Annotated in this window: 19 protein-coding genes; 15 read left to right on the top strand and 4 right to left on the bottom strand. The window is 57.7% G+C overall.

Annotated elements, in window-relative coordinates; genetic code table 11:
• Positions 1-44: 44 nt before the first annotated feature.
• From QMP16_RS06940 to QMP16_RS06920, 5 genes are all read left to right on the top strand, one after another.
• Positions 45-293, top strand: coding sequence for an accessory factor UbiK family protein (locus QMP16_RS06940; protein WP_108859295.1), 249 nt, complete (start codon positions 45-47; stop codon positions 291-293).
• Between the two features lie 313 nt (positions 294-606).
• Positions 607-1,107 carry a YbjN domain-containing protein gene (locus QMP16_RS06935; protein WP_282151763.1) on the top strand — a complete coding sequence of 167 codons (501 nt, stop codon included), beginning with the start codon at positions 607-609 and terminating at the stop codon, positions 1,105-1,107.
• A gap of 36 nt (positions 1,108-1,143) precedes the next feature.
• A complete protein-coding gene (proC, locus tag QMP16_RS06930; protein WP_282151762.1) occupies positions 1,144-1,959 on the top strand; it encodes a pyrroline-5-carboxylate reductase in 816 nt (271 codons plus the stop codon).
• The gene (locus tag QMP16_RS06925) at positions 1,952-2,290 is read left to right on the top strand and encodes a tRNA-binding protein (RefSeq protein WP_282151761.1); all 339 of its coding nucleotides are present in this window, start codon (positions 1,952-1,954) and stop codon (positions 2,288-2,290) included. Before proC ends, QMP16_RS06925 begins: the two co-directional genes overlap by 8 nt.
• Positions 2,290-3,240 (top strand): 2-hydroxyacid dehydrogenase, encoded by a 951-nt coding sequence (locus QMP16_RS06920; protein ID WP_282151760.1) that lies wholly within the window; start codon positions 2,290-2,292, stop codon positions 3,238-3,240. The genes QMP16_RS06925 and QMP16_RS06920 overlap by 1 nt, the downstream gene beginning before the upstream one ends.
• On the opposite strand, the gene QMP16_RS06915 is transcribed toward QMP16_RS06920, so the two are convergent.
• On the bottom strand, positions 3,237-3,815 hold the full coding sequence (locus QMP16_RS06915; protein ID WP_282151759.1) for a thymidine kinase: 579 nt from the start codon (positions 3,813-3,815) through the stop codon (positions 3,237-3,239). The two genes, QMP16_RS06920 and QMP16_RS06915, sit on opposite strands and share 4 nt — an antisense overlap.
• 355 nt (positions 3,816-4,170) lie before the next feature.
• On the opposite strand from QMP16_RS06915, the gene QMP16_RS06910 reads away from it, so the two are divergent.
• The gene (locus QMP16_RS06910) at positions 4,171-4,632 is read left to right on the top strand and encodes a hypothetical protein (protein WP_058275729.1); all 462 of its coding nucleotides are present in this window, start codon (positions 4,171-4,173) and stop codon (positions 4,630-4,632) included.
• Positions 4,633-4,695: 63 nt separating this feature from the next.
• Complete coding sequence (locus tag QMP16_RS06905; RefSeq protein WP_282151758.1) at positions 4,696-5,700, top strand: hypothetical protein; 1,005 nt, start codon at positions 4,696-4,698, stop codon at positions 5,698-5,700.
• Between the two features lie 10 nt (positions 5,701-5,710).
• On the opposite strand, the gene QMP16_RS06900 is transcribed toward QMP16_RS06905, so the two are convergent.
• Entirely contained in the window at positions 5,711-6,835 is a 1,125-nt protein-coding gene (locus QMP16_RS06900; RefSeq protein WP_282151757.1) for a beta-ketoacyl-ACP synthase III, read from the bottom strand.
• Positions 6,836-7,003: 168 nt separating this feature from the next.
• On the opposite strand from QMP16_RS06900, the gene QMP16_RS06895 reads away from it, so the two are divergent.
• Genes QMP16_RS06895 through QMP16_RS06885 form a run of 3 tightly spaced genes read left to right on the top strand, consistent with a single transcriptional unit; the run spans position 7,004 to position 11,564 of the window.
• Positions 7,004-7,471 (top strand): MarR family winged helix-turn-helix transcriptional regulator, encoded by a 468-nt coding sequence (locus QMP16_RS06895; RefSeq protein WP_282151756.1) that lies wholly within the window; start codon positions 7,004-7,006, stop codon positions 7,469-7,471.
• Positions 7,468-8,505, top strand: a complete 1,038-nt coding sequence (locus QMP16_RS06890) for an efflux RND transporter periplasmic adaptor subunit (protein ID WP_282151755.1) — start codon at positions 7,468-7,470, stop codon at positions 8,503-8,505. The genes QMP16_RS06895 and QMP16_RS06890 overlap by 4 nt, the downstream gene beginning before the upstream one ends.
• Before the next feature lie 11 nt (positions 8,506-8,516).
• Positions 8,517-11,564, top strand: coding sequence for an efflux RND transporter permease subunit (locus tag QMP16_RS06885; RefSeq protein WP_282151754.1), 3,048 nt, complete (start codon positions 8,517-8,519; stop codon positions 11,562-11,564).
• A gap of 331 nt (positions 11,565-11,895) precedes the next feature.
• Here the strand turns inward: QMP16_RS06885 and carB are convergent, their stop codons facing one another.
• Positions 11,896-15,240, bottom strand: coding sequence for a carbamoyl-phosphate synthase large subunit (gene carB, locus QMP16_RS06880; protein WP_282151753.1), 3,345 nt, complete (start codon positions 15,238-15,240; stop codon positions 11,896-11,898).
• A gap of 176 nt (positions 15,241-15,416) precedes the next feature.
• Between carB and QMP16_RS06875 the strand changes: the two genes are divergently transcribed.
• The 4 genes from QMP16_RS06875 (at position 15,417) to aspS (ending at position 19,668) form a co-directional block, all read left to right on the top strand.
• Complete coding sequence (locus tag QMP16_RS06875; protein ID WP_282151898.1) at positions 15,417-16,544, top strand: aminodeoxychorismate synthase component I; 1,128 nt, start codon at positions 15,417-15,419, stop codon at positions 16,542-16,544.
• A complete protein-coding gene (locus QMP16_RS06870) occupies positions 16,499-17,146 on the top strand; it encodes an aminotransferase class IV family protein (RefSeq protein ID WP_282151752.1) in 648 nt (215 codons plus the stop codon). The genes QMP16_RS06875 and QMP16_RS06870 overlap by 46 nt, the downstream gene beginning before the upstream one ends.
• The gene (locus QMP16_RS06865) at positions 17,143-17,814 is read left to right on the top strand and encodes a CPBP family intramembrane glutamic endopeptidase (protein ID WP_282151751.1); all 672 of its coding nucleotides are present in this window, start codon (positions 17,143-17,145) and stop codon (positions 17,812-17,814) included. Before QMP16_RS06870 ends, QMP16_RS06865 begins: the two co-directional genes overlap by 4 nt.
• Before the next feature lie 78 nt (positions 17,815-17,892).
• A complete protein-coding gene (aspS, locus tag QMP16_RS06860) occupies positions 17,893-19,668 on the top strand; it encodes an aspartate--tRNA ligase (RefSeq protein WP_282151750.1) in 1,776 nt (591 codons plus the stop codon).
• Between the two features lie 247 nt (positions 19,669-19,915).
• Here the strand turns inward: aspS and QMP16_RS06855 are convergent, their stop codons facing one another.
• A complete protein-coding gene (locus tag QMP16_RS06855) occupies positions 19,916-20,632 on the bottom strand; it encodes a response regulator (RefSeq protein ID WP_282151749.1) in 717 nt (238 codons plus the stop codon).
• Positions 20,633-20,766: 134 nt separating this feature from the next.
• Between QMP16_RS06855 and mce the strand changes: the two genes are divergently transcribed.
• Positions 20,767-21,171, top strand: a complete 405-nt coding sequence (gene mce / locus QMP16_RS06850; protein ID WP_058275955.1) for a methylmalonyl-CoA epimerase — start codon at positions 20,767-20,769, stop codon at positions 21,169-21,171.
• Positions 21,172-21,178: the final 7 nt, after the last annotated feature.

Below are 21,178 nucleotides of genomic sequence, written 5' to 3'. Positions count from 1 at the left end.
TTCTTTACCCATATAGAGACCAACCGCGATACCGGAGTAAAGCCATGCAAACCCGTAACAAGATTCTTGATGACGTTTCCCAACTGATGACCAATGCCATGGGCGTGGCCCAAGGCGCGAAGGACGAGGCCGAAAACGCGATGAAGTCGATGATCGACCGCTGGCTGGCCGACCGCGATTTCGTCACGCGCGAAGAGTTTGATGCTGTGCGCGCCATGGCCCAGAAAGCGCGCGAAGAGAACGCCGCACTTGAGGCGCGCATTGCGGCGCTTGAAGCCAAACTGGACAAATAAGTTCCGCACACTCGAGATTTTGAAAAAAGAAAACCGCCGCGCAATCCACGCTGGGATTGTGCGGTGTTGTGTATTCTGACGCCTTACCAAATTTAATCAAGACAAAGCTGGCGGTAGCACCAATATTTTGATCGCCGTTGCTGACTGTCCACAACTTATTGCTGTTATCCCCAACAAATAGGGTTGCCAGATCCCTGCCCGCGGCGCACCATATCTAGTACAGGCAGACTGGGGAAGCCCGGCTTGTAGAGCAAGCAACTAGCGCTGGGGCGCTGCCAGCCCCTAAAAGGCTAGAGATTAGTGAGGTGGCATTATGGCCCTTTCCGAACAGTTTCTCGAAGAAGACCTTCATCCAATCGACATTGTTGAACATCTTGCCGAACACCACGACTGGGATTTCGACCGGATCGGGGATGATCAGATTGCCATGGCTGTCGAAGGACAGTGGCGCACCTATTCGATCACCTTGGCCTGGTCCAACTATGACGAAACGCTCCGCATGGTGTGTTCTTTCGAAATCGAGCCGCCTTCCGAGCGTGAAAACGTGCTTTATGAGCTGCTCAACAAGATGAACGATCAGTGCTGGGCAGGGGCGTTCACCTACTGGGCCAATCAAAAGCTGATGGTCTACAGGTATGGTTTGGTTCTAGCGGGTGGCCAGATGGCCAGCCCGGAACAGATCGACACGATGATCACCGCTGCGGTTCTGAGCGCCGAGCGCTATTACCCCGCGATCCAACTGGTCACCTGGGGCAACCGCGATCCCGAGGATGCAATGCAGGTCGCCATTGCAGAGGCCTACGGCCGCGCGTAAAGCTTTGCCCCAAACCGGATAAGGAGAGGGGCAATCATGGACATGTCACGCGTCGCCGAGCAGGGGCTGGTTCTTCTGGGGTGCGGCAAGATGGGTTCGGCCATGCTCGCCGGTTGGTTGGAGCATGGCCTTCCTGCGTCAGCCGTCTGGGTGATCGACCCGTATCCTTCGGATTGGCTGAAGGCGCAGGGCGTCAATATCAACACTCCATTACCCGAGGCCCCGGCGGTCGTTTTGGTGGCCGTCAAGCCGCAGATGATGGGTGAGGCGCTGCCAGCGATCAAAGCACTGGGCGGAGGCGGCAGCCTGTTTGTGTCAGTCGCAGCGGGCACATCGATCGCTACCTTTGAAGCTTTGTTGGGTGAAGGCACCCCAATCGTGCGGGCGATGCCAAACACACCGGCGGCGATCCGGCAGGGGATCACAGCATTGATCGGCAATTCAAACGCCTCAGACGCCGATATAGCCCTAACGGAAAACCTACTATCCGCAATTGGCGACACAGTTCGCCTTGAGAACGAGGCGCAGATGGACGCGGTGACCGGGCTGAGCGGTTCGGGTCCGGCTTACGTTTTCCACCTGATCGAAACGCTGGCAGCGGCAGGACAAGCACAGGGCTTGCCGCATGATCTGGCGATGAAGCTGGCCAAATCGACCGTGGCCGGGGCAGGGGCTTTGGCCATGGCGGCCGAGGAAGACCCCTCGCAATTGCGCGTTAACGTGACGTCGCCCAACGGTACGACGCAAGCCGCGCTTGAAGTGCTGATGCATGAGGAAGAAGGTTTCCCCGACCTGCTGCACCGCGCCGTCAAGGCCGCAACCGAGCGTTCCAAGGAGCTGTCCCGTGAGTGAGATTTCATTCGATGATTTTCTGAAGGTCGACATCCGGGTCGGTAAGGTCGTCCGCGCCGAGCCTTACCCAGAGGCCCGGAAGCCCGCGATCAAGATGTGGATCGATTTTGGTGACGAAATTGGCGAGCGCAGAACCTCGGCCCAGATAACGGCGCATTACGATCCGGAGACGCTGGTGGGCAAGCAGGTGATGGCCGTTGTCAATTTCCCGCCGCGCCAGATCGGCAAGTTCATGTCCGAGGTTCTGGTGCTGGGCCTGCCCGACGACAAGGGTGAGATCGTTCTGATCGGCCCGGATGGCGAGGTTCCAACCGGTGGACGGATGCACTGATGAAACTTTTGATCGCACGCCCTATGACCGCCGCTGTCGAGGCGCGCGCCCGCGCCGAGTTCGACGTTGAAATCCGCAGCAGCACGTTGCCAATGTCGCCCGACGAAATGCGACGCGCATTGGCTCAGTTCGATGTGGTGGTCCCGACGTTGGGGGATCAGTTTTCGGCTACAATTTTCTCCGAAGTGCCGCAGCCACGCTGCAAACTGCTGGCCAATTTCGGCGTGGGGTACAATCATATCGACGTCGTAGCCGCGCGGGCCGCAGGGATTCAGGTCTCAAACACTCCCGGCGCTGTTACCGATGCCACTGCAGACATCGCGATGACCTTGCTGTTGTCGACCGCGCGCCGCGCGGGCGAGGGGGAACGGCTGGTCCGTTCGGGCAACTGGCAAGGCTGGCATCCGTCTCAAATGCTGGGTCATCACGTGACCGGCAAACGTGTTGGGATCGTCGGGATGGGCCGTATTGGCCAAGCGATTGCGTGGCGTTGCCATTTTGGTTTCGGGATGGACGTGGCGTACCAGTCGCGCAGCCCGAAAGAGGTGGAATTTCCCGCAGAAAACATACCGGACCTGAAAGAACTGGCCGCTGCGGTCGATTTCCTGGTGCTCGCCGTGCCCGGCGGTGCGGAAACGCGCCACCTGATCAATGCGCCGGTGCTGGAGGCGATGAAACCTTCGGGCATCCTGATCAACATCGCGCGCGGAGAAGTTGTGGACGAATCCTCCCTGATCGCTGCCCTGCAATCCGGTCAGATCGCAGGCGCGGGCCTTGATGTGTATGAGTTCGAACCCACCGTCCCGCAGGCCCTGCGCGATATGGAGAATGTGACGATCTTGCCCCATCTTGGCACCGCGACCGAAGAGGTCCGCACCGATATGGGGCATATAGCGCTGGACAACGTTGCAGCTTTCGTCGCGGGGCGATCTTTGCCGAACCCGGTCTAGCGCCCGACGGCCTCGCGCCAGTGTTTACGGCAGAGCGAAACATAGGTTTCATTGCCGCCGATCTGTACCTGCGCGCCTTCGGTGATGGCGTTGCCGTTTTCGTCCTGACGGATGACCATCGTGGCCTTGCGCCCACACTCGCAAATGGTCCGCACTTCGCGCATCTCGTCCGCCAACGCCAGCAAGGCAGCGGAGCCGGGAAACAGGTGGCCCTGAAAATCCACGCGCAAGCCATAGGCAAGGACAGGCACCCGCAGGTCATCCACTGCGCGGGCCAATTGCCAGACTTGCTCTTCGGTCAGAAATTGCGCCTCATCAATAAAGACGCAGGTGACGTTCCCTTTTTTCAGGCGCTGTTCAATCATCGCAAAAACGTCGGTTTCGGCGGTGAACGTGTCCGCATCGGCCGATATGCCGATCCGCGACGCAATCCTGCCAACACCGGCCCGGCCATCTAGGGCCGCGGTCATCAAATAGGTGTCCATCCCCCTCTCACGGTAATTGTGCGAGGCCTGCAGCAACACGGTCGATTTTCCCGCGTTCATCGTCGAATAATTAAAGTATAGTTTTGCCATGGGTTGGGTCTAAAACGCCTGTCCAATTCGGGCAAGCCATCAATAGCCTTCAAAAAGCGACGTCGCCATTATCGTTGCAGAGGTCGAGCGTAAGCCCATTGGGGATGGATCCCCCCGCCCCAACAACGGCGACGCCGTCGGCCAACATGCGGCCTAACCGTAGCGGGACAAGAATACCGACCCGCAATCACTCATTACCGGCATTAAATGCCGCCACTCACTCACAAAACCCCCGCATATCTGAGGGATAGCCAACATATGACATTTCAATTATGAATCGAGTATGGGAATTTTCTTTTCCCTTTCCCCCGCAATGGCAGATTTAGTGGGGCGTGCAGGCAGTAAAGGTAAAAACATGGCAGATATCGGGGCCTACCTGAAAAAACACACAGAAGCGCTGGTTAAAGACGTGGGAATCGAATCCGCGTGCGAGATTACCGGCAAATCAAAAGCCACGTTGGGCCGTTATTATTCTGACAATGTCGAACATACTGATCGGTTCATGCCGGTCGATGCGGTGGCGCGGCTTGAGGCAGTGGCAAACTTCCCTCACGTCACCTCGGCGCTTGCCGATCTGAAGAATATCACCCTGTCCTATGACGGGCGCAATGACGACAGCCCCCGCACCGGTGGAGTGAATTCTGACGTCATCGCGCTGAGCCAGCGGTTTGCGATGCTGATGACCGAATATCAATCGGCGATCGAGGATGGCATCATCACGGTGAACGAAGCCAAGCGTCTGTTGAGGGAAACGAGCCAGCTGCAACAGGTCCTGCTGGACATGAAGCTGCACCTGGAAGAGGAAAGCGTGAGCTGACGGCGGTTTGCTTTGTTTTTGCTACGGTCAATTACCCCTCGCATGGGGATCACGCGATAAACTATGTTTGACTTCCATACGCCCAAGCTTCCTAAACCTCTGAATCTTGACCTTGCCTTGCTGAACGGCGGCGGGTCATGCCCGAGCCAGTTCTATGGCCAAACCCATGACGAACAGGATGTTTATGTTCGCTACCGAGGCGGTCGGCTGAGCGTTCAGATTGCTGAAAAACCAGGTGCCGACCCCATCAGCGCCGAGCCTATTTTGTCAGTTGATGTTGGCCCGACCTTAGACGGAACGATTTCGCAGAGGCAGTTCTGCCACTATTTTGGTGTCACTGTTCAGGGTGTTGTACCCACGGAAACCAGCCCTGATGCAGACAGAAACACTGACCTGTCCGGACAAACAACCTACCTTCGAGCTTACTTGGACCGGATCACGCTCGAAACGTCTCGGGTAATTTTAAAGGTCTGTACGCAGGCTTTTCCGAATGCGATTTTGGTGCGTCCGGTCTTGGACGAAAAGTTCAGGCTGAAAGAGTTGGCCGAGGTGACAACGGATGTAACTGATGATGGTGTTTGGCTGATCGACGGTACAACAAGCGTTGCGGACATAAAAACATGCCCAAGCCGTTACGTTTTGCCAAAGGAGGGGCAACTCCAGATTCATTTGAGATTCGATCTTTGGAAGTGGCCCCGCCCTCGGTCCTCTCAAAGAAGCTGTGAATTTGCCTCTCAGGATCTGGGACGAAAGCTGATTGTCGCTGGTTTAAGGGGAATGCCCAAAGATGAAGAAGTGGCGTTTTCCAGTTTTCAAATTTCGACACAATTCCCGACGTCGGATATTGCGGCGCGGGCCAGGCTTTCCGTACTAGGTGACGCGCTGAAAGCGAAATTGCCCGAAGCTGGTTTAAAGCAGGTCAATTTGGACACGGATCAGGTTGTAGCGACGTTCACTCGGCCACTAGACCCAGCCTTGTACCAATGGTGTAAATCAGGGCCAAACCGTTGGTTGGAAGTAACACGCGAGAGCGGCGACGGCCCTTGGCTGGGTGTTTGCCCCGAGTGACCTCGGCATATCACCCGTGCCGCTTTACAATCACCGATCCCACCGAATAGCCCGCGCCGAAGGAACAGATCAGACCGACATCGCCGTCTGACAGGTCATCCGAATACTTGGAAAACGCGATGATGGACCCGGCCGAGGAGGTGTTGGCATAATCCTGCAGGATGTTGGGCTGTTCGCTTGCTTCGGGCTCGCGCCCCAGAACCTTTTTGCCGATGAAATCATTCATCGTCTTGTTGGCCTGGTGCAGCCACAGGCGCTTCAGGTCATCGCTGTTCACGCCTTCCGAGTCCATGTGATCAGAGATGTGCTTGCTGACCATTGGCAGCACTTCTTTGAAGACTTTGCGTCCGTTCTGCATGAACTGCATGTCACGGCGGTCGACCACCCCGTCAGGGCGCGAACGACGCAGGAAGCCGTTGTTGTTGCGGATATTGTTCGAGAATTCGGTCGCGCAGCGTGTCGACAAAATTTCGAAATGCGGACCCTTCGCGTCTTCGACCCGCTCGATCAAAGTGGCGGTGGCCACGTCGCCAAAGATGAAATGACAATCGCGGTCGCGCCATTCCAGATGCCCTGAACAAATCTCGGGGTTCACCACCAATGCGGCGCGGACCGAGCCAGAGCGGACCATGTCCGCGGCGGCCTGGATCCCGAAAGTGGCCGAAGAACAGGCGACATTCATATCAAATCCGAACCCGTTGATGCCCAGGGCCTGCTGAATCTCGATGGCGACGGCAGGATAGGCGCGTTCGTGGTTCGAGGCGGCGCAAATCACCAGATTAACGTCCTCGGCGCTGCGTCCGGCTTGTTTCAGCGCTTTTTTGCAGGCGTCCACGGCCATCTCGGTCATAATGCCCGGTTCGTCATCTCCACGTTGACGCAACAAGGGATGCATCACGTCAGGGTCCAGAACACCGTCTTTGTCCATCACGTAGCGTTTCTCGATGCCGGAGGCCTTGAAGATGAATTCTTCCGATGAATGCTGCATCGGCTCAATCTCACCTGCCGCGATTGCGTCTGCGTTTTGGGCGTTCATCTTGTCGGCATACTTATTGAAAGCCGTGACAAGCTCGGCGTTGGTGATGTCGTTTTCGGGGGTGAAAACACCTGAGCCAGTGATCGCGGGCGTGTACATGATAAGACCTGAATGTTTCGGATTCGCCCAAAATGCAGTCATATATGGGTTAGATCAAGAGACGTTGACCCAAGGGAATGTCAAAGTTTGCGCTGAAATCCACTTCGCATCTTGAATAGTTCATATTTCGAAGTATATGCGAGGCCAAAGTCACAAACGGATTCACCGATGACCCATGACGACAGTGCGCTGGTCCGCTGCCTGAGCCCAGAAGTGCAGGCGATGATGGGTGTCTATGCGCTCTACTGGAAACTGGAAGAAAGCCTTGACGCACTTGAGGTCGGGCTGAGCCATCAGGAATGCCATATGATGGTCAAGCTTGAGCGACCCAAACGCATGGGCGTTTTGGCTGCAGACATGCTGACGGTGCCGTCCACCATCACGTCAACCGCTGACGCGCTAGAAGAGGCAGGATACCTGACCCGCCAGCGCGATCCGGAGGACCGTCGAGCATGGTTGTTGGTTCTGACCGACAAGGGACTTGAGATGCGACAGGTTCTGATGTCCGAGGCGGGGGACCTATTCCGCCGAGCCTCTGGGCTGGATGCTGACGAAACTGCCGAATTTGCACGACTGGCCCGGAAAATCCGGGAAAATATAATGAAAACAGGAATTCCTGAGGGATTGAAGAAATGAAACTCTTCACTGTACTGAGCGTCGCTCTGACCGTGTTTGCCACCTCTGTTTTGGCGCAGGATAGCGCCAAACCCGTAAAACTCATGATGGTCCAAGAGACATCGCCCGGTTTTTCGCGCCAGTTTTTTGGACGCGTCGCTGCGCGACAGACGGTCGACCTGGCCTTTCAGGTTTCCGGGCAAATCGTCGAAATGCCGGTGACCGAGGGGTTCGTGATACCCAAGGGCGAGCTGATCGCACAATTGGATCAGGAACCATTCCAGCGCCGCTATGACCGCGCTGTCCTGCAAAAGGATCAGGCAGATCGTACCGTCGCCCGCCTTTCCCGTCTGCGCGGAACCACAGCCAGTCAGGTGGCAGTGGATGACGCGGAAACCGAAGCGCAACTGGCGGATATCGCCGTCCGCGATGCAGAATACGATCTGGAACATGCAACACTGACCGCGCCGTTTGACGCGCTGGTCTCACGCCGAACGGTCGAGGCTTTTACGACTGTAAACGCAGGGGCGCCCATCGTGCGTATCCACGATATGTCCGAATTGCGGATCGAAGTAGATGTTCCGGAAATCCTGTTCCAACGATCGGGTCAGGAAGACGACATTGCGATTACGGCGAAGTTTCCAACCAGCGACGAGGTCTTCCCCCTGCAGATCCGGGAATTTGACGCCGAAACCTCGAGCGTGGGTCAGACTTTCCGCATCCAATTTGGCCTCACGCCACCCGAAGGATTGCAGATTTTGCCTGGTTCGTCAGTGACCGTGAATGTGAAGGTCCAGGACGCTCGGACAGGTATCGTTGTGCCCGCAACGGCCATCATTTCGGACGCTGAGGGCGGTCTGGGCGTCATGGTGTTTTCACCAGTTGGGGCCGATGAAGGCGCCGTCCAGCTTGTGCCGGTTACCATCGAACCCACACAGACCGGCGAAGTCCGTGTTCTGACCGGGTTGAGCGATGGTGATGAGATCGTCGTCGCGGGTGGCAGCACCTTGACAGATGGTCAAGCCGTTCGCCGCTTTGTCGGCTTCGCAAACTGAAGGGCGGATCAATGAACATTGCGCGCGCATCTATTGATCGCCCGATCTATACGTGGCTGATAATCCTGATCGCCCTGTTTGGTGGCGTCTGGGGTTTCCTGTCGTTGGGACGTCTGGAAGATCCGGCCTTCACCATCAAAAACGCGGTCATCGTGACCCAATATCCCGGTGCAACCGCTGAACAGGTGGCGCTGGAGGTGTCCGAGCCACTAGAATCCGCCATCCAGCAAATGGGTGAGGTTGATACGATCACATCCGTGAACCAGCCCGGTCTTTCGCTGATCGAGGTTGAGATCCAATCGACATATGACGGAACCGAATTACCTGAAATCTGGACCAAGCTGCGCGCCAAAGTGCGTGATACGGCCCGCAGTCTGCCCTCCGGTGTGCAGGCACCGCTGGTCAATGACAGGTTCGGCGACGTGTTCGGGCTGTTTTATGCGGTAACGGCTGATGGGTTTTCAGACGCTGAAAAACACGAACTGTCGACCTACTTGCGGCGCGAATTGCTGACCGTCGAAGGCGTCGCAGACGTAGAAGTGATGGGCCTGCCGCAAGAAGCGATCTTTGTAGAGCCCGATCTGGCCATCTCGGTGAACCAGAATGTGCCACTGCAGTCCCTCAACGAGGCCATTGCCAATGCGGATTCGGTGAACGCTTCGGGCTCGGTCCGCTCAGAGAATGACCGCACGACCATCCTTACTGCCGAAGGGTCGGACAGTGTCTCAGCAATTGCGGGATTGTCGGTAGGCTCGCAAGGGCAGGTGATCAACCTGTTTGATATGTCCGACGTGTATCGTGGTCGCCAGACCGACCCCGAGGTGATGATCCGGTTCAACGGGACCGAAGCTTTCACATTGGGCATTGCGGGTCTGTCTACCGAAAACATTGTCGAGGTCGGCAAACGCGCTGATGCAAAACTCGCCGAGCTGGACTCGCAAATCCCGTTTGGCGTCGAAATCCTGCCGATCTACCAACAGCACGTGGTGGTCGAGCAGGCCTCGAATGACTTTCTGGTAAATCTCGCCATGTCCGTGACCATTGTGGTTATCGTACTCGCGGTGTTCATGGGATGGCGCGCGGCGGTTGTTGTCGGCTCAACCCTGTTGTTGACCGTGGTGGGAACGCTGCTGTTCATGTCGATGTTCTCAATCGAGATGGAGAGGATCTCGTTGGGTGCGCTGATCATCGCGATGGGTATGTTGGTGGATAACGCCATCGTTGTGGCTGAGGGCATGCAGATCGCGATGCTGCGCGGGAAAAACTCGCGCGATGCCGCGGATGAAGCTGCTTCCAAGACGCAAATCCCGTTGTTGGGCGCAACCGTCATCGGGATCATGGCCTTTGCAGGGATCGGTCTCAGCCCCGATGCGACGGGCGAGTTCCTGTTCTCTCTGTTTGCGGTGATCGGTATTTCACTGCTGCTGAGCTGGGTGCTGGCTCTGACGGTGACACCAATGCTGGGCCACTATTTCTTCAAGCAGGGTGAGGCAGGCGCTGTGGATGCCTATGGCGGGATCATGTTCCGTGTCTACGGCAGCATCCTGCGCTGGGCGCTCCGGTTCCGATGGCTGGTTGTTGCCGGTTTGATTAGCGTCACTGTTGCCTGTTTCGCCGGGTTTGGACTGGTCAAACAGCAGTTCTTCCCGGATTCGAACACGCCGCTGTTCTTCGTGCACTACAAACTGCCGCAAGGTACGCCCATCGCGCGAACGGCCGAGGATATGGCTGTATTCGAAGAATGGCTGGACAAACGCGACGATGTCGTTGCCGTCACCACATTTGTTGGGCAGGGCGCAACCCGGTTTCTGCTGACTTATTCGGCAGAGAAACCGAACCCCAGCTATGGCCACATGATCATCCGTACCGAAACTCTGGATGACATTCCCGCATTGCAGGCTGATCTAGAGGCGTTTGGCTCAGCTCAATTCCCGGAAGGCGAGTTCCGCACCAAGCGTCTGATCTTTGGCCCCGGCGGCGGTGATCCGATCCAGGCCCGGTTCTCGGGTAGTGACCCGGCCGTTCTGCGGCAGCTTGCGGACGAGGCGATTCAGCGGATGCGCGGTGCGTCCGAGAACGCTTTGCATGTCTATCAGGACTGGCGTGAGAAAGAACTGGCGGTTCAGCCTATCTATGCGACAGAACGAGCGCAGACTGCCGGTGTCACCCGTGAAGATATCGCGGGAACGCTGCAATTTTCGACCGATGGCATCAGGGCGGGTGTATTCCGGGAACGCGACCGTTTGATCCCGATCATTATCCGCCGGCCTGCGGACGGAGATTACTCGATCGTCGATCAGGTCGTGTACTCGGACCAGTCCGAAAAGTTTGTGCCAATCGAACAGATGGTCGACGGGTTCGAGTACAAATCGCTCAACACGCTGGTTCATCGTCGTGACCGGGTGCTGACCATTACCGTCGGCGCCGAAATTCCGGCGGGTCTGACGGCGGCTCAGGTCCACTCGGAAGTGCGCGCTGCCATCGAAGAGATGGAACTGCCCGCAGGGTATCGCATGGAGTGGGGTGGCGAGTTCGAAAACGCCGGTGACGCCAACGAAAGCCTGGGCCGTCAGTTGCCGGTCAGCCTGCTGATCATGGTGCTGATTTCGGTGCTGATTTTTAACGCCATCCGTCAGCCGATTATCATCTGGTTGCTGGTGCCGATGTCCGTGAATGGCGTAGTCATTGGGCTGCTGGGCACGGGTCTGCCGTTCACATTCACGGCGCTGCTGGGTCTGCTCAGCCTGTCGGGAATGCTGATCAAGAACGGAATTGTTCTGGTCGAGGAAATCGATTTGGTCCGCGAAACCGGCAAAGGTCTGCGCGAGTCGATCATCGAGGCCTCGGTCTCACGTCTGCGCCCTGTGATGCTGGCGGCGATCACCACTATTCTGGGCATGGCGCCGTTGCTGACGGATGCGTTTTTCAAGTCCATGGCGGTGACGATTATGGGTGGACTGGCCTTCGCGACAATTCTGACGATGGTCGCAGCGCCCGTCTTCTACATGATCTTCTTCGCGCGAGATGAAAAGCGTGAGGCGAAAGAAGCCGTTGCGTAAGATGTCCCGGGCGGCGATTTCAGCCGCCTGGGTTCCTTGCCGGGTTGCAGTGATAGAAAATCAGGACAGCTTGTTCCCATCGGGATCACGCAGACAAGTGACATAGAAATCAGTTGCGAAAAGTTCGTCGACTCGGTGCCGCAGCCTGCACGTTTTTAAATCAGCGGGACCAAGGGTACATCACACGCTGCAAGCGTCATCATTGCGGCGAAAACCATAAACCTGCGCATTTGTTTTTTCCTTCTGCTCAATCACAGAAAAGATGCGCGCCCGGCGACATAAGGTCAACGGGCGCGCGAAACGTTCGGTCGTGTAAGCAGGTTAAGGCCGATCAGCCCTGCAGCGATCTAACCTCGACATCACCCTCGGTCTGCGCCTTGATCGCCAGTGCGGCGGCGTGGCTTGCGGCAGCTGTCGTGTAGTATGGGATTTTGTCATACAGTGCGATGGATCGGATGGCTTTGCTGTCCTCAACCGCTTGAGCCCCTTCGGTGGTGTTCATCAACAGCTGAACCTGGCCGTCTTTCAACATATCGACCACGTCCGGGCGGCCCTCATAGACCTTGTTGACGATCTCACAGGCAACGCCCTGCTCGACCAGCCAGCTTTGTGTGCCGCGGGTCGCGACAAGCGAGAAGCCTTGTTCCGTCAGAACTTGAGCGGCTTCAAGCATAGCGGCACCTTTATCGGCGTCCTTGATCGAGATAAATGCGCGACCCGAGGACGGTAGAACCATGCCTGCGCCCATCTGAGCCTTGAGGAAAGCACGCGGGAAGTCGCGGTCCCAGCCCATGACCTCGCCGGTGGAACGCATTTCCGGGCCCAGAATGGTGTCGACGCCCGGGAAGCGGGCAAAAGGCAAAACAGCCTCTTTCACCGAGAACCACGGCATGTCTGGATCGGCCAGCGTCATCTGGTCGGCAATCTTGGTGTCCTGACCTTCCTTATATGCGGGGCGCATGGGGAAGTTCGACAGTTTCTCACCGGCCATGACGCGCGCTGCAATCGAAGCAATCGCACTGTCGGTCGCCTTGGCCACAAACGGTACTGTCCGCGAGGCGCGCGGGTTCACTTCGATCAGGTAGATCTCATCGTCCTTGATCGCGAACTGCACATTCATCAGGCCGACAACGTTCAGTGCCTTGGCCAGCTTGAACGTCTGGCCCTTGATCTGATCGATAATCTCTGCCGATAGCGAGTAGGGCGGCAGCGAACAGGCCGAGTCGCCGGAATGTACGCCCGCCTCTTCGATATGCTGCATGATGCCCGCAACATGCACGTCGGTACCATCGCACAGCGCATCCACGTCCAGCTCGACCGCACCGGCCAAGTAGCTGTCCAGCAGCACAGGGCTGTCGCCCGAGACGACCACGGCCTCGTTGATGTAGCGCCTCAGTTGATCCATATCGCGCACGATTTCCATCGCACGACCGCCCAAAACGTAAGAGGGGCGGATCACCAGCGGGAAACCGATCTCTTCAGCAATATCCAGCGCTTGCGCGTCGGTTGAAGCGATGCCGTTTCTGGGCTGTTTCAGGCCCAGATCATTAACCAGCGCCTGAAAGCGTTCACGGTCTTCGGCCAGATCGATGGCATCCGGCGTGGTGCCCAGGATCGGGATGCCTTCGGCTTCCAGCGCGTTGGCTAGTTTCAGGGGGGTCTGACCGCCGTACTGAACAATCACGCCGTGCAGGGTGCCGTTTTCCTGTTCCTTCGTCAGGATTTCCATGACGTGTTCGAAAGTCAAAGGTTCAAAATACAGACGATCCGAGGTGTCGTAGTCGGTCGACACGGTCTCGGGGTTGCAGTTGATCATGATGGTTTCATAACCAGCGTCGGTCAGCGCGAAACAGGCGTGGCAGCAGCAATAGTCGAACTCGATGCCCTGACCAATCCGGTTCGGGCCACCGCCAAGGATGACGACTTTCTTGCGGTCAGACGGACGCGCCTCGCATTCTACGTCACCCATCATGGGGGCTTCGTAGGTCGAGTACATATAGGGCGTCTGCGCCTCGAACTCGGCGGCGCAGGTGTCGATGCGTTTGAACACGGCTGTAACGCCCAGATTGCGGCGCGCCCGGCGGACGTTGTCTTCGTTACGACCAGTCAGATTTCCCAAACGCGCGTCAGTAAAGCCCAGCATCTTGAGCTTACGGATGCCTTCCTCGGTCACGGGCAGGCCGTCTTTGCGCACCTGGCGTTCGGCTTCGATTATCTCGCGGATACGGGCAAGGAACCAAGGGTCGAACTTGGTGACGCCAAAGATCTCATCGTCGGTCAGCCCGTGGCGCATTGCTTGCGCGATGGTGCGCAGACGGTCAGGTGTCTGCTGGCTGATTGCCTTGATGACGGCGGCCTTGTCGTCGGCTTCGTCCCAGACACCGACATTCAGGCCGGGGATTTCCACCTCATCAAACCCGGTCAGACCCGATTCCATCGAAGCCAGCGCCTTTTGCATCGATTCGTGGATGGTACGGCCGATAGACATGGCCTCACCCACCGATTTCATGGCGGTGGTCAGATAAGGTTCAGACCCAGGGAATTTCTCGAAGGCGAATTTCGGGATCTTGGTGACGACATAGTCGATGGTCGGCTCGAACGAGGCAGGCGTGACCTTGGTGATATCGTTGTCCAGTTCGTCCAGCGTGTAGCCCACAGCCAGCTTGGCGGCGATCTTGGCAATCGGGAATCCGGTTGCCTTTGACGCCAGCGCCGAAGACCGCGATACGCGCGGGTTCATCTCGATCACGACCATACGACCGTCGACCGGGTTGATCGCCCATTGCACGTTCGAACCACCGGTCTCGACGCCGATCTCGCGTAGTACGGCAATCGAGTGATTGCGCATGACCTGGTATTCTTTGTCGGTCAGCGTCAGGGCCGGGGCAACGGTGATCGAGTCACCCGTGTGCACGCCCATTGGGTCGATGTTTTCGATGGAACAGACGATGATGGCATTGTCGGCGGTGTCGCGCACCACCTCCATCTCATATTCTTTCCAGCCCAAAAGGCTTTCATCGATCAGGATCTGGCCCACTGGCGAGGCATCCATGCCGGTCCGACAAATATGGATATAGTCTTCGCGGTTATACGCCACGCCGCCGCCTGTGCCGCCCAGCGTAAAGGCGGGGCGGATGATGGCAGGTAAGCCCACATTTTCAAGGGTTTCGAGGGCCAGCGCCACACCGGCGTCCAGGTCTTTCTTGCCGCTTACGTTCTTGGGGGCAGTCACGATCTCGGCCTTGGGATTTTCGATGCCCAGCCGGTCCATCGCCTCGCGGAACAAGGCGCGGTCTTCGGCCATTTCAATGGCGTCGCGCTTGGCACCGATCATCTCGACGCCAAACTTGTCCAGCACGCCCATCTCTTCCAGCGCGAGCGAGGTGTTCAGGCCGGTCTGCCCGCCCATGGTGGGCAGCAGCGCGTCGGGGCGTTCTTTTTCAATGATCTTGGCGACAACTTCTGGCGTGATCGGTTCGATATAAGTCGCGTCGGCCAATTCGGGGTCGGTCATGATCGTGGCGGGGTTTGAGTTCACCAGGATGACCCGGTACCCTTCTTCCCGTAGTGCCTTGCAGGCCTGAGCGCCGGAATAGTCGAACTCGCAAGCCTGACCAATAACAATGGGGCCCGCCCCGATGATCATGATCGACTGAATGTCGGTTCTTCTCGGCATGGCCACGTTCCTTCGATTGTCCGCGATTCAGGGCACCCCCAAGCGCCCAAATTGTCCTGCGTTATAGGGACCGCGCGAAAAGGTGCAAGGGGGATCGGAAACAGGGGCGAAATTGCCGCTTTCCCCCCTTTCCCTTGGCGGCGTATTCTCTATACCGCGCAGCACGACAAATGAGGATGCAATTGCGTATTCGTTTTGATCAGGGGCCAGCCGGGTCAGGAACCAGTTTTGACCGGCCAGCCGATATGATCCGCGCGGACAATGCGGAGGACGTGCCCCAAGCGTTGGAGGCGCTGGACGCGGCGCGCGCGCAAGGGGCTTGGTTGGCCGGCTATGCCAGCTATGAGCTAGGGTACGTGCTGGAACCGCGCCTGTCTGAGCGTTTGCCAGAAGGCCGCCGGCTGCCTTTACTATGCTTCGGCGTTTATGATCGCCCCATTCAGCGGGAATTGCCGGTTGCATCCGGTGGCGTGACCCAGTTTGAGCCGCGCTGGGACGAGGCGCGGTACACGCAGGCGTTTCAACATGTGCATGACGCCATTGGGGCAGGGGATATTTATCAGGCCAACCTGACATTCCCGATTGATATGACCGTACAGGGCAACAGCGCCGCGCTTTATGCCGCGCTCACAGCCGGACAGCCCGTAGGTCACGGCGCCCTGATCCAGCAGGATGGGTTGCCCGATCTACTCAGCCGGTCTCCTGAGCTATTCTTTCGCACGAACGCGGACCGCGGGATCGAAACCCGCCCAATGAAGGGGACCCAACCCCGCAGCGAGGATATGGCTGAAGACGCCCGGCGTCGCGCGTTCCTGGCGATCGACGAAAAGAACCGGGCTGAAAACCTGATGATCGTCGATCTGTTGCGCAACGATATCAGCCGCGTCGCGATGCCCGGATCCGTTAAGGTGCCCGAACTGTTCAAGGTCGAAACCTATGCGACCGTGCATCAGATGATCTCGCTGGTGCAGGCGCAGCTGCATATGGGCGCCGAGCTGTCCGGTATCCTGACGGCTCTGTTTCCCTGCGGTTCCATCACCGGTGCCCCCAAAATTCGAGCCATGGAGATTCTGTCCGATCTCGAACCCTGGCCTCGCGATGTTTATTGCGGTGCGATCGGCTGGGCCGCGCCGGACGGGCGTTCAGAATTCAACGTGGCGATCCGGACGCTGATGGTCGAGGATGGCGCGGCCACCCTCAACGTCGGCGGTGGAGTGATCTGGGACAGCACGGCCCCATCGGAATATGAGGAAGCGCTATGGAAAGCTCGCTTTGCCCACCAGCTGACCCTGACTTCCGCCTGATCGAAACACTGGCCTTTCGACCCAGGCAAGGGTTCGTTCGCCGAGATCGGCATCTGGCCCGTATGGCTCGGTCAGCTGCGGCCATGGGCATTCCTTTCGAGGCGGGCGCCGCCATCCAGACACTGGACACTGTCGTAGGGCAATCACCTCTGCGTTGCCGGCTTACGCTGGCAGTTGATGGAACATACGATGTCACAACCGGGGTTCTGGCCGATAACCCACCATTATGGCGGGTCGCGGTCACCAAAATGCGGCTTTCCGCGTCGGATGTTTGGTTGCAGCACAAGACGACACAACGCTCTGTTTATGACACGGCCCGCGCATCGCTGCCGGACGGAATAGATGAATTTCTGTTCCTGAACGAACGTGACGAGCTGTGCGAAGGGACCATCACCAACCTGTTCCTGGACATGCCGGACAGCCGTCGTCTGACGCCAAAGCTGACCTGCGGATTGCTTCCGGGAATTCTGCGTGAAGAACTGATTGATAATAAACAGGTTACCGAAAGCGTCTTGTTATTGACCGATCTGAAAAACGCGGAAAAAGTTTTCGTAGGGAATTCCTTACGTGGCCTGATCCGGGCGGAGTTGGCGATTTTGTGAGCAAACAAAGCGATTGGGCCCATGACGGGGCGCTTCACCTACGTTTACGGCTGGAATTCGGTCTGTTCTTTGTCGCAGTACCAGTTCTGATCGCGGTCTTTTTCCCTCCGAATTGGATGTTTCCGTCGCTATTCACGTTCACGGCCATCGGTATCATCCTGCTCCATTGCACGCCCGGTTTTACGTGGGCCGAACTTCGGTACAACTGGCGCAATTGGACGTGGCGAGAAATCGCTCTTTTTGCTGTTGCCATGACGGCTTTTTGCTCGGCGGTCGTTATGGCGATGCGACCGGACCTTGCATTTCGCATGCTTCTCTACCGGCCCGAATTCCTGGTAGTGATCTGGCTGGCGTACCCGATCGCTTCGGCTCTGCCGCAAGAGCTTTTGTTCCGATCACTGTTTTTCCGCCGCTACCATGCGATCCTTCCAAACGGGAAGGCGGCTTACCTGCTGAACGCGTCCCTGTTTTCGCTGGCCCACCTGATGTACTGGAGCTGGATTGTCGCCATCATGACCTTTGGCGGAGGGCTGTTGTTCACTTGGGCCTACCGCCAACGCGGGTCGTTTTTCTACGCGGTCCTGCTGCACGCTATTGCGGGGAATGTTATCTTTGCGGCGGGTCTGGGCATCTATTTCTATTCCGGCAACGTGCAAAGGCCGTTTTGACGGCGCGACCTGCCTTGACTTTCCAAGCCTGACAGGGTGTACCGGCGCGACGAATTCTACGCCCGAAGGGATAAATCCATGCACGCCTACCGCAGCCACACCTGCGCCGCACTGACCGCCGCCAATGTCGGTGAAACCGTCCGCCTGTCCGGTTGGGTGCATCGGGTACGAGATCACGGCGGCGTGCTGTTCATCGATCTGCGCGATCATTTCGGTGTGACACAGGTTCTGTGTGATGGCGACAGTGCAGCTTTTGCCGAGCTTGAGAAAGTACGTTCGGAATGGTGTATCCGCATCGACGGCACCGTCAAAGCACGTGACCCGGAACTGGTGAACTCGAAACTGCCGACCGGTGAGATTGAAGTTTACGTCCGGGAGCTTGAGGTTCTGGGCGCGGCTGACGAACTGCCGCTGATGGTGTTCGGAGATCAGGAATACCCCGAAGAAACGCGTCTGCGCTACCGTTACCTGGACCTGCGCCGCGAGGCGATGCAGAACAACATGACCCTGCGCTCGGACGTTGTCGCCTCGATGCGCAAACGTATGTGGGATCAGGGTTTCCGCGAATATCAGACGCCGATTATCACCGCATCGTCGCCTGAAGGCGCGCGTGACTTCCTTGTGCCGTCGCGTTTGCACCCGGGCAAGTTCTACGCGCTGCCGCAGGCCCCACAGCAGTTCAAACAGCTGATCATGGTGTCGGGCTTCGACAAGTATTTTCAGATCGCGCCCTGCTTCCGTGACGAAGACCCACGTGCCGACCGCTCGCCCACTGATTTCTACCAGCTTGACCTTGAGATGTCATTTGTCGAACAGCAGGACGTGTTCGACACGATCGAGCCGGTTCTAACCGGTGTGTTCGAAGAGTTCGGCGGAGGGCGTAAGGTCGATCAGGAATGGCCGCAGATTTCCTACAAAGATGCGGCGCTGTGGTACGGCAGCGACAAGCCCGATCTGCGGAACCCTATCAAAATGCAAGTGGTCTCTGACCACTTCCGCGGGTCTGGCTTCGCGATTTTCGCGAAGCTGCTGGAGCAGGAAGGCACCGAAATCCGCGCCATCCCAGCGCCGACCGGCGGCAGCCGAAAATTCTGTGACCGCATGAACGCATTCGCTCAGAAAGAGGGTTTGCCCGGCATGGGTTACATCTTCTGGCGCGATCAGGGCGAAGGGATGGAGGCCGCAGGTCCGCTGGCCAAAAACATCGGCCCCGAACGCACCGAGGCCATCCGTCAGCAACTGGGGCTGGGCGTTGGTGATGCGGCGTTCTTCCTGGGTGGTAAGCCGAAAGCCTTTGAAAAAGTCGCTGGTAAAGCGCGTGATGTGATCGGTGAGGAACTGAACCTGACCGAGAAAGACCGCTTCGCCTTTGCCTGGATCGTGGATTTTCCGATCTACGAGCAGGACGAAGAATCCGGTGCCATCGACTTTGAACACAACCCGTTCTCGATGCCGCAGGGCGGAATGGAGGCTCTGGAAGGCAATCCTCTGGACGTGCGCGGCTATCAGTACGACCTCGCCTGTAACGGATATGAGCTGGTGTCGGGTGCGATCCGAAACCACAAGCCGGAAATCATGCTGAAAGCTTTTGAACTGGCTGGATACGGCGAAGAGGAAGTGAAAAGCCGTTTTGGGGCGCTGTTCAACGCCTTCCATTATGGTGCCCCGCCGCACGGTGGCTGCGCCGCTGGTATCGACCGTATCGTGATGCTGTTGGCCGATGAAGCCAACATCCGCGAGGTCATGATGTTCCCCATGAACCAACGTGCCGAGGACCTGATGATGGATGCGCCATCCGATCCGACATCGGATCAGATGATGGAGCTGGGCCTGCGGATCATCCCTCAGGACTGAGAATGACAAAACCCGCTGCTTACCCTGCAGCGGGTTTTCTCATGGCTTGCGCTTGTGCAAAGGTCATGGCAATGGACCGGTATTCATAGCTTGGTCACAGGTCTGCATAGCCCGTTTGTTGGCGACCTATTCCCATGGGTCCCTAAATGACTTCCGGCTGGAGCGAATATCACGGGCGGTGGCGCGGGTTTGCCAGTAGACCCAAAGGCACAGGATCGTTGCGGTTATAAAGTAAGCGGTCATCATCTCAAATCGCCTCACGTTGTTCCAAACGGGTCTGCACAATCCCGGCGACCTGAGCGGCCACGGCCGTTACTGGGGTCCCGTCTGCCCGGGACTCGGCTAGCCGCTGGGCCGCTTCTGATAGAACCGTATCGTCGGCATCGCGGGCGACCCCGCGCAGAAACTGTGCCGCGTAATCCAGCGTGCGCTGATCATTCGGACCGGCCAGAATGTCGGCGATATGGGCCATGTCATCCTGATAGGCCAACGGATCGGCGTTAATGATCTCATCCCGGACGGCATGCAGGCCGCTGGGGCGGCGATCTTCGGGCAAACGTTCCAAAACGGATGTCTGGAAATAGGCCAGCGATTTGAGGGGTTTTTCCAGAAACCCATCAGCACCGGCCCGCATTGCGGTGCGTTTCATGTGGTCATCCCCGGACATGCCAAGAATGGCCCCAATACGGGGCGCAGCCTCAGACAGATCGGCGATCAGATCCGCGCCGGACCCGTCCGGCAGACCCATGTCCACAATGATGACAGACGGGCGGTAGATCTGCAGGTGACGCCGTGCCGATTGCAGGCAATCCGCCCGCCTGATGCGCGCGCCGCTGTGCAGGCACATCAACCGGATGGCGTCGCAGGCATAGCGGCTGTCTTCCACAACCAGAATAGTTTGTCCCAGCAGGGGCCGCGTGGCCGTCGGCTGCGCGGGAGAGGCGAAGGGGCTCGAATCGTCCATGGCGGAACTCCTAATCAGCAGATACCTCACGCTAGGAACTTCTGGCTAACAGGGCGTTAACGGCAATTTGGCGCACTTGTTCTTTGTTCAATCTGCCCCCATAACCGCTGCAACGCAGAATAGAGGAGAGTTCCATGATTGGTCGACTGAACCACGTAGCCATTGCCGTACCCGATCTTGAGGCCGCCTCTGAGCAGTACCGCAACGCGCTGGGCGCGAAAGTCGGCGCGCCACAGGATGAGCCGGATCACGGCGTCACAGTTGTGTTCATCGAACTGCCCAATACCAAGATCGAACTGCTGTATCCGATGGGCGATGACAGCCCGATCAACGGGTTTCTGGAAAAGAACCCCGCTGGCGGCATCCACCATGTCTGCTATGAGGTCGAGGATATCATCGCTGCCCGCGATCACCTGAAGGAAACCGGCGCACGCGTGCTGGGTTCGGGTGAGCCCAAGATCGGTGCGCATGGTAAACCGGTGCTGTTCCTGCACCCCAAAGATTTTAACGGCTGCCTGGTCGAGCTGGAACAGGTGTAACCTAACC

Origin of the sequence: Ruegeria atlantica (assembly GCF_947495585.1) — a bacterium.
In the GTDB taxonomy this organism is placed as follows: domain Bacteria; phylum Pseudomonadota; class Alphaproteobacteria; order Rhodobacterales; family Rhodobacteraceae; genus Ruegeria; species Ruegeria atlantica_G.
This window is presented reverse-complemented; position numbering and strand designations above follow the sequence as displayed.

Coding starts and splice junctions, on each gene's coding strand:
- QMP16_RS06940 (WP_108859295.1), top strand. CDS start 45: ATGCAAACCCGTAACAAGATTCTTGATGACGTTTCCCAACTGATGACC.
- QMP16_RS06935 (WP_282151763.1), top strand. CDS start 607: ATGGCCCTTTCCGAACAGTTTCTCGAAGAAGACCTTCATCCAATCGAC.
- proC (WP_282151762.1), top strand. CDS start 1,144: ATGGACATGTCACGCGTCGCCGAGCAGGGGCTGGTTCTTCTGGGGTGC.
- QMP16_RS06920 (WP_282151760.1), top strand. CDS start 2,290: ATGAAACTTTTGATCGCACGCCCTATGACCGCCGCTGTCGAGGCGCGC.
- QMP16_RS06915 (WP_282151759.1), bottom strand. CDS start 3,815: ATGGCAAAACTATACTTTAATTATTCGACGATGAACGCGGGAAAATCG.
- QMP16_RS06910 (WP_058275729.1), top strand. CDS start 4,171: ATGGCAGATATCGGGGCCTACCTGAAAAAACACACAGAAGCGCTGGTT.
- QMP16_RS06905 (WP_282151758.1), top strand. CDS start 4,696: ATGTTTGACTTCCATACGCCCAAGCTTCCTAAACCTCTGAATCTTGAC.
- QMP16_RS06900 (WP_282151757.1), bottom strand. CDS start 6,835: ATGTACACGCCCGCGATCACTGGCTCAGGTGTTTTCACCCCCGAAAAC.
- QMP16_RS06895 (WP_282151756.1), top strand. CDS start 7,004: ATGACCCATGACGACAGTGCGCTGGTCCGCTGCCTGAGCCCAGAAGTG.
- QMP16_RS06890 (WP_282151755.1), top strand. CDS start 7,468: ATGAAACTCTTCACTGTACTGAGCGTCGCTCTGACCGTGTTTGCCACC.
- QMP16_RS06885 (WP_282151754.1), top strand. CDS start 8,517: ATGAACATTGCGCGCGCATCTATTGATCGCCCGATCTATACGTGGCTG.
- carB (WP_282151753.1), bottom strand. CDS start 15,240: ATGCCGAGAAGAACCGACATTCAGTCGATCATGATCATCGGGGCGGGC.
- QMP16_RS06875 (WP_282151898.1), top strand. CDS start 15,417: ATGCAATTGCGTATTCGTTTTGATCAGGGGCCAGCCGGGTCAGGAACC.
- QMP16_RS06870 (WP_282151752.1), top strand. CDS start 16,499: ATGGAAAGCTCGCTTTGCCCACCAGCTGACCCTGACTTCCGCCTGATC.
- aspS (WP_282151750.1), top strand. CDS start 17,893: ATGCACGCCTACCGCAGCCACACCTGCGCCGCACTGACCGCCGCCAAT.
- QMP16_RS06855 (WP_282151749.1), bottom strand. CDS start 20,632: ATGGACGATTCGAGCCCCTTCGCCTCTCCCGCGCAGCCGACGGCCACG.
- mce (WP_058275955.1), top strand. CDS start 20,767: ATGATTGGTCGACTGAACCACGTAGCCATTGCCGTACCCGATCTTGAG.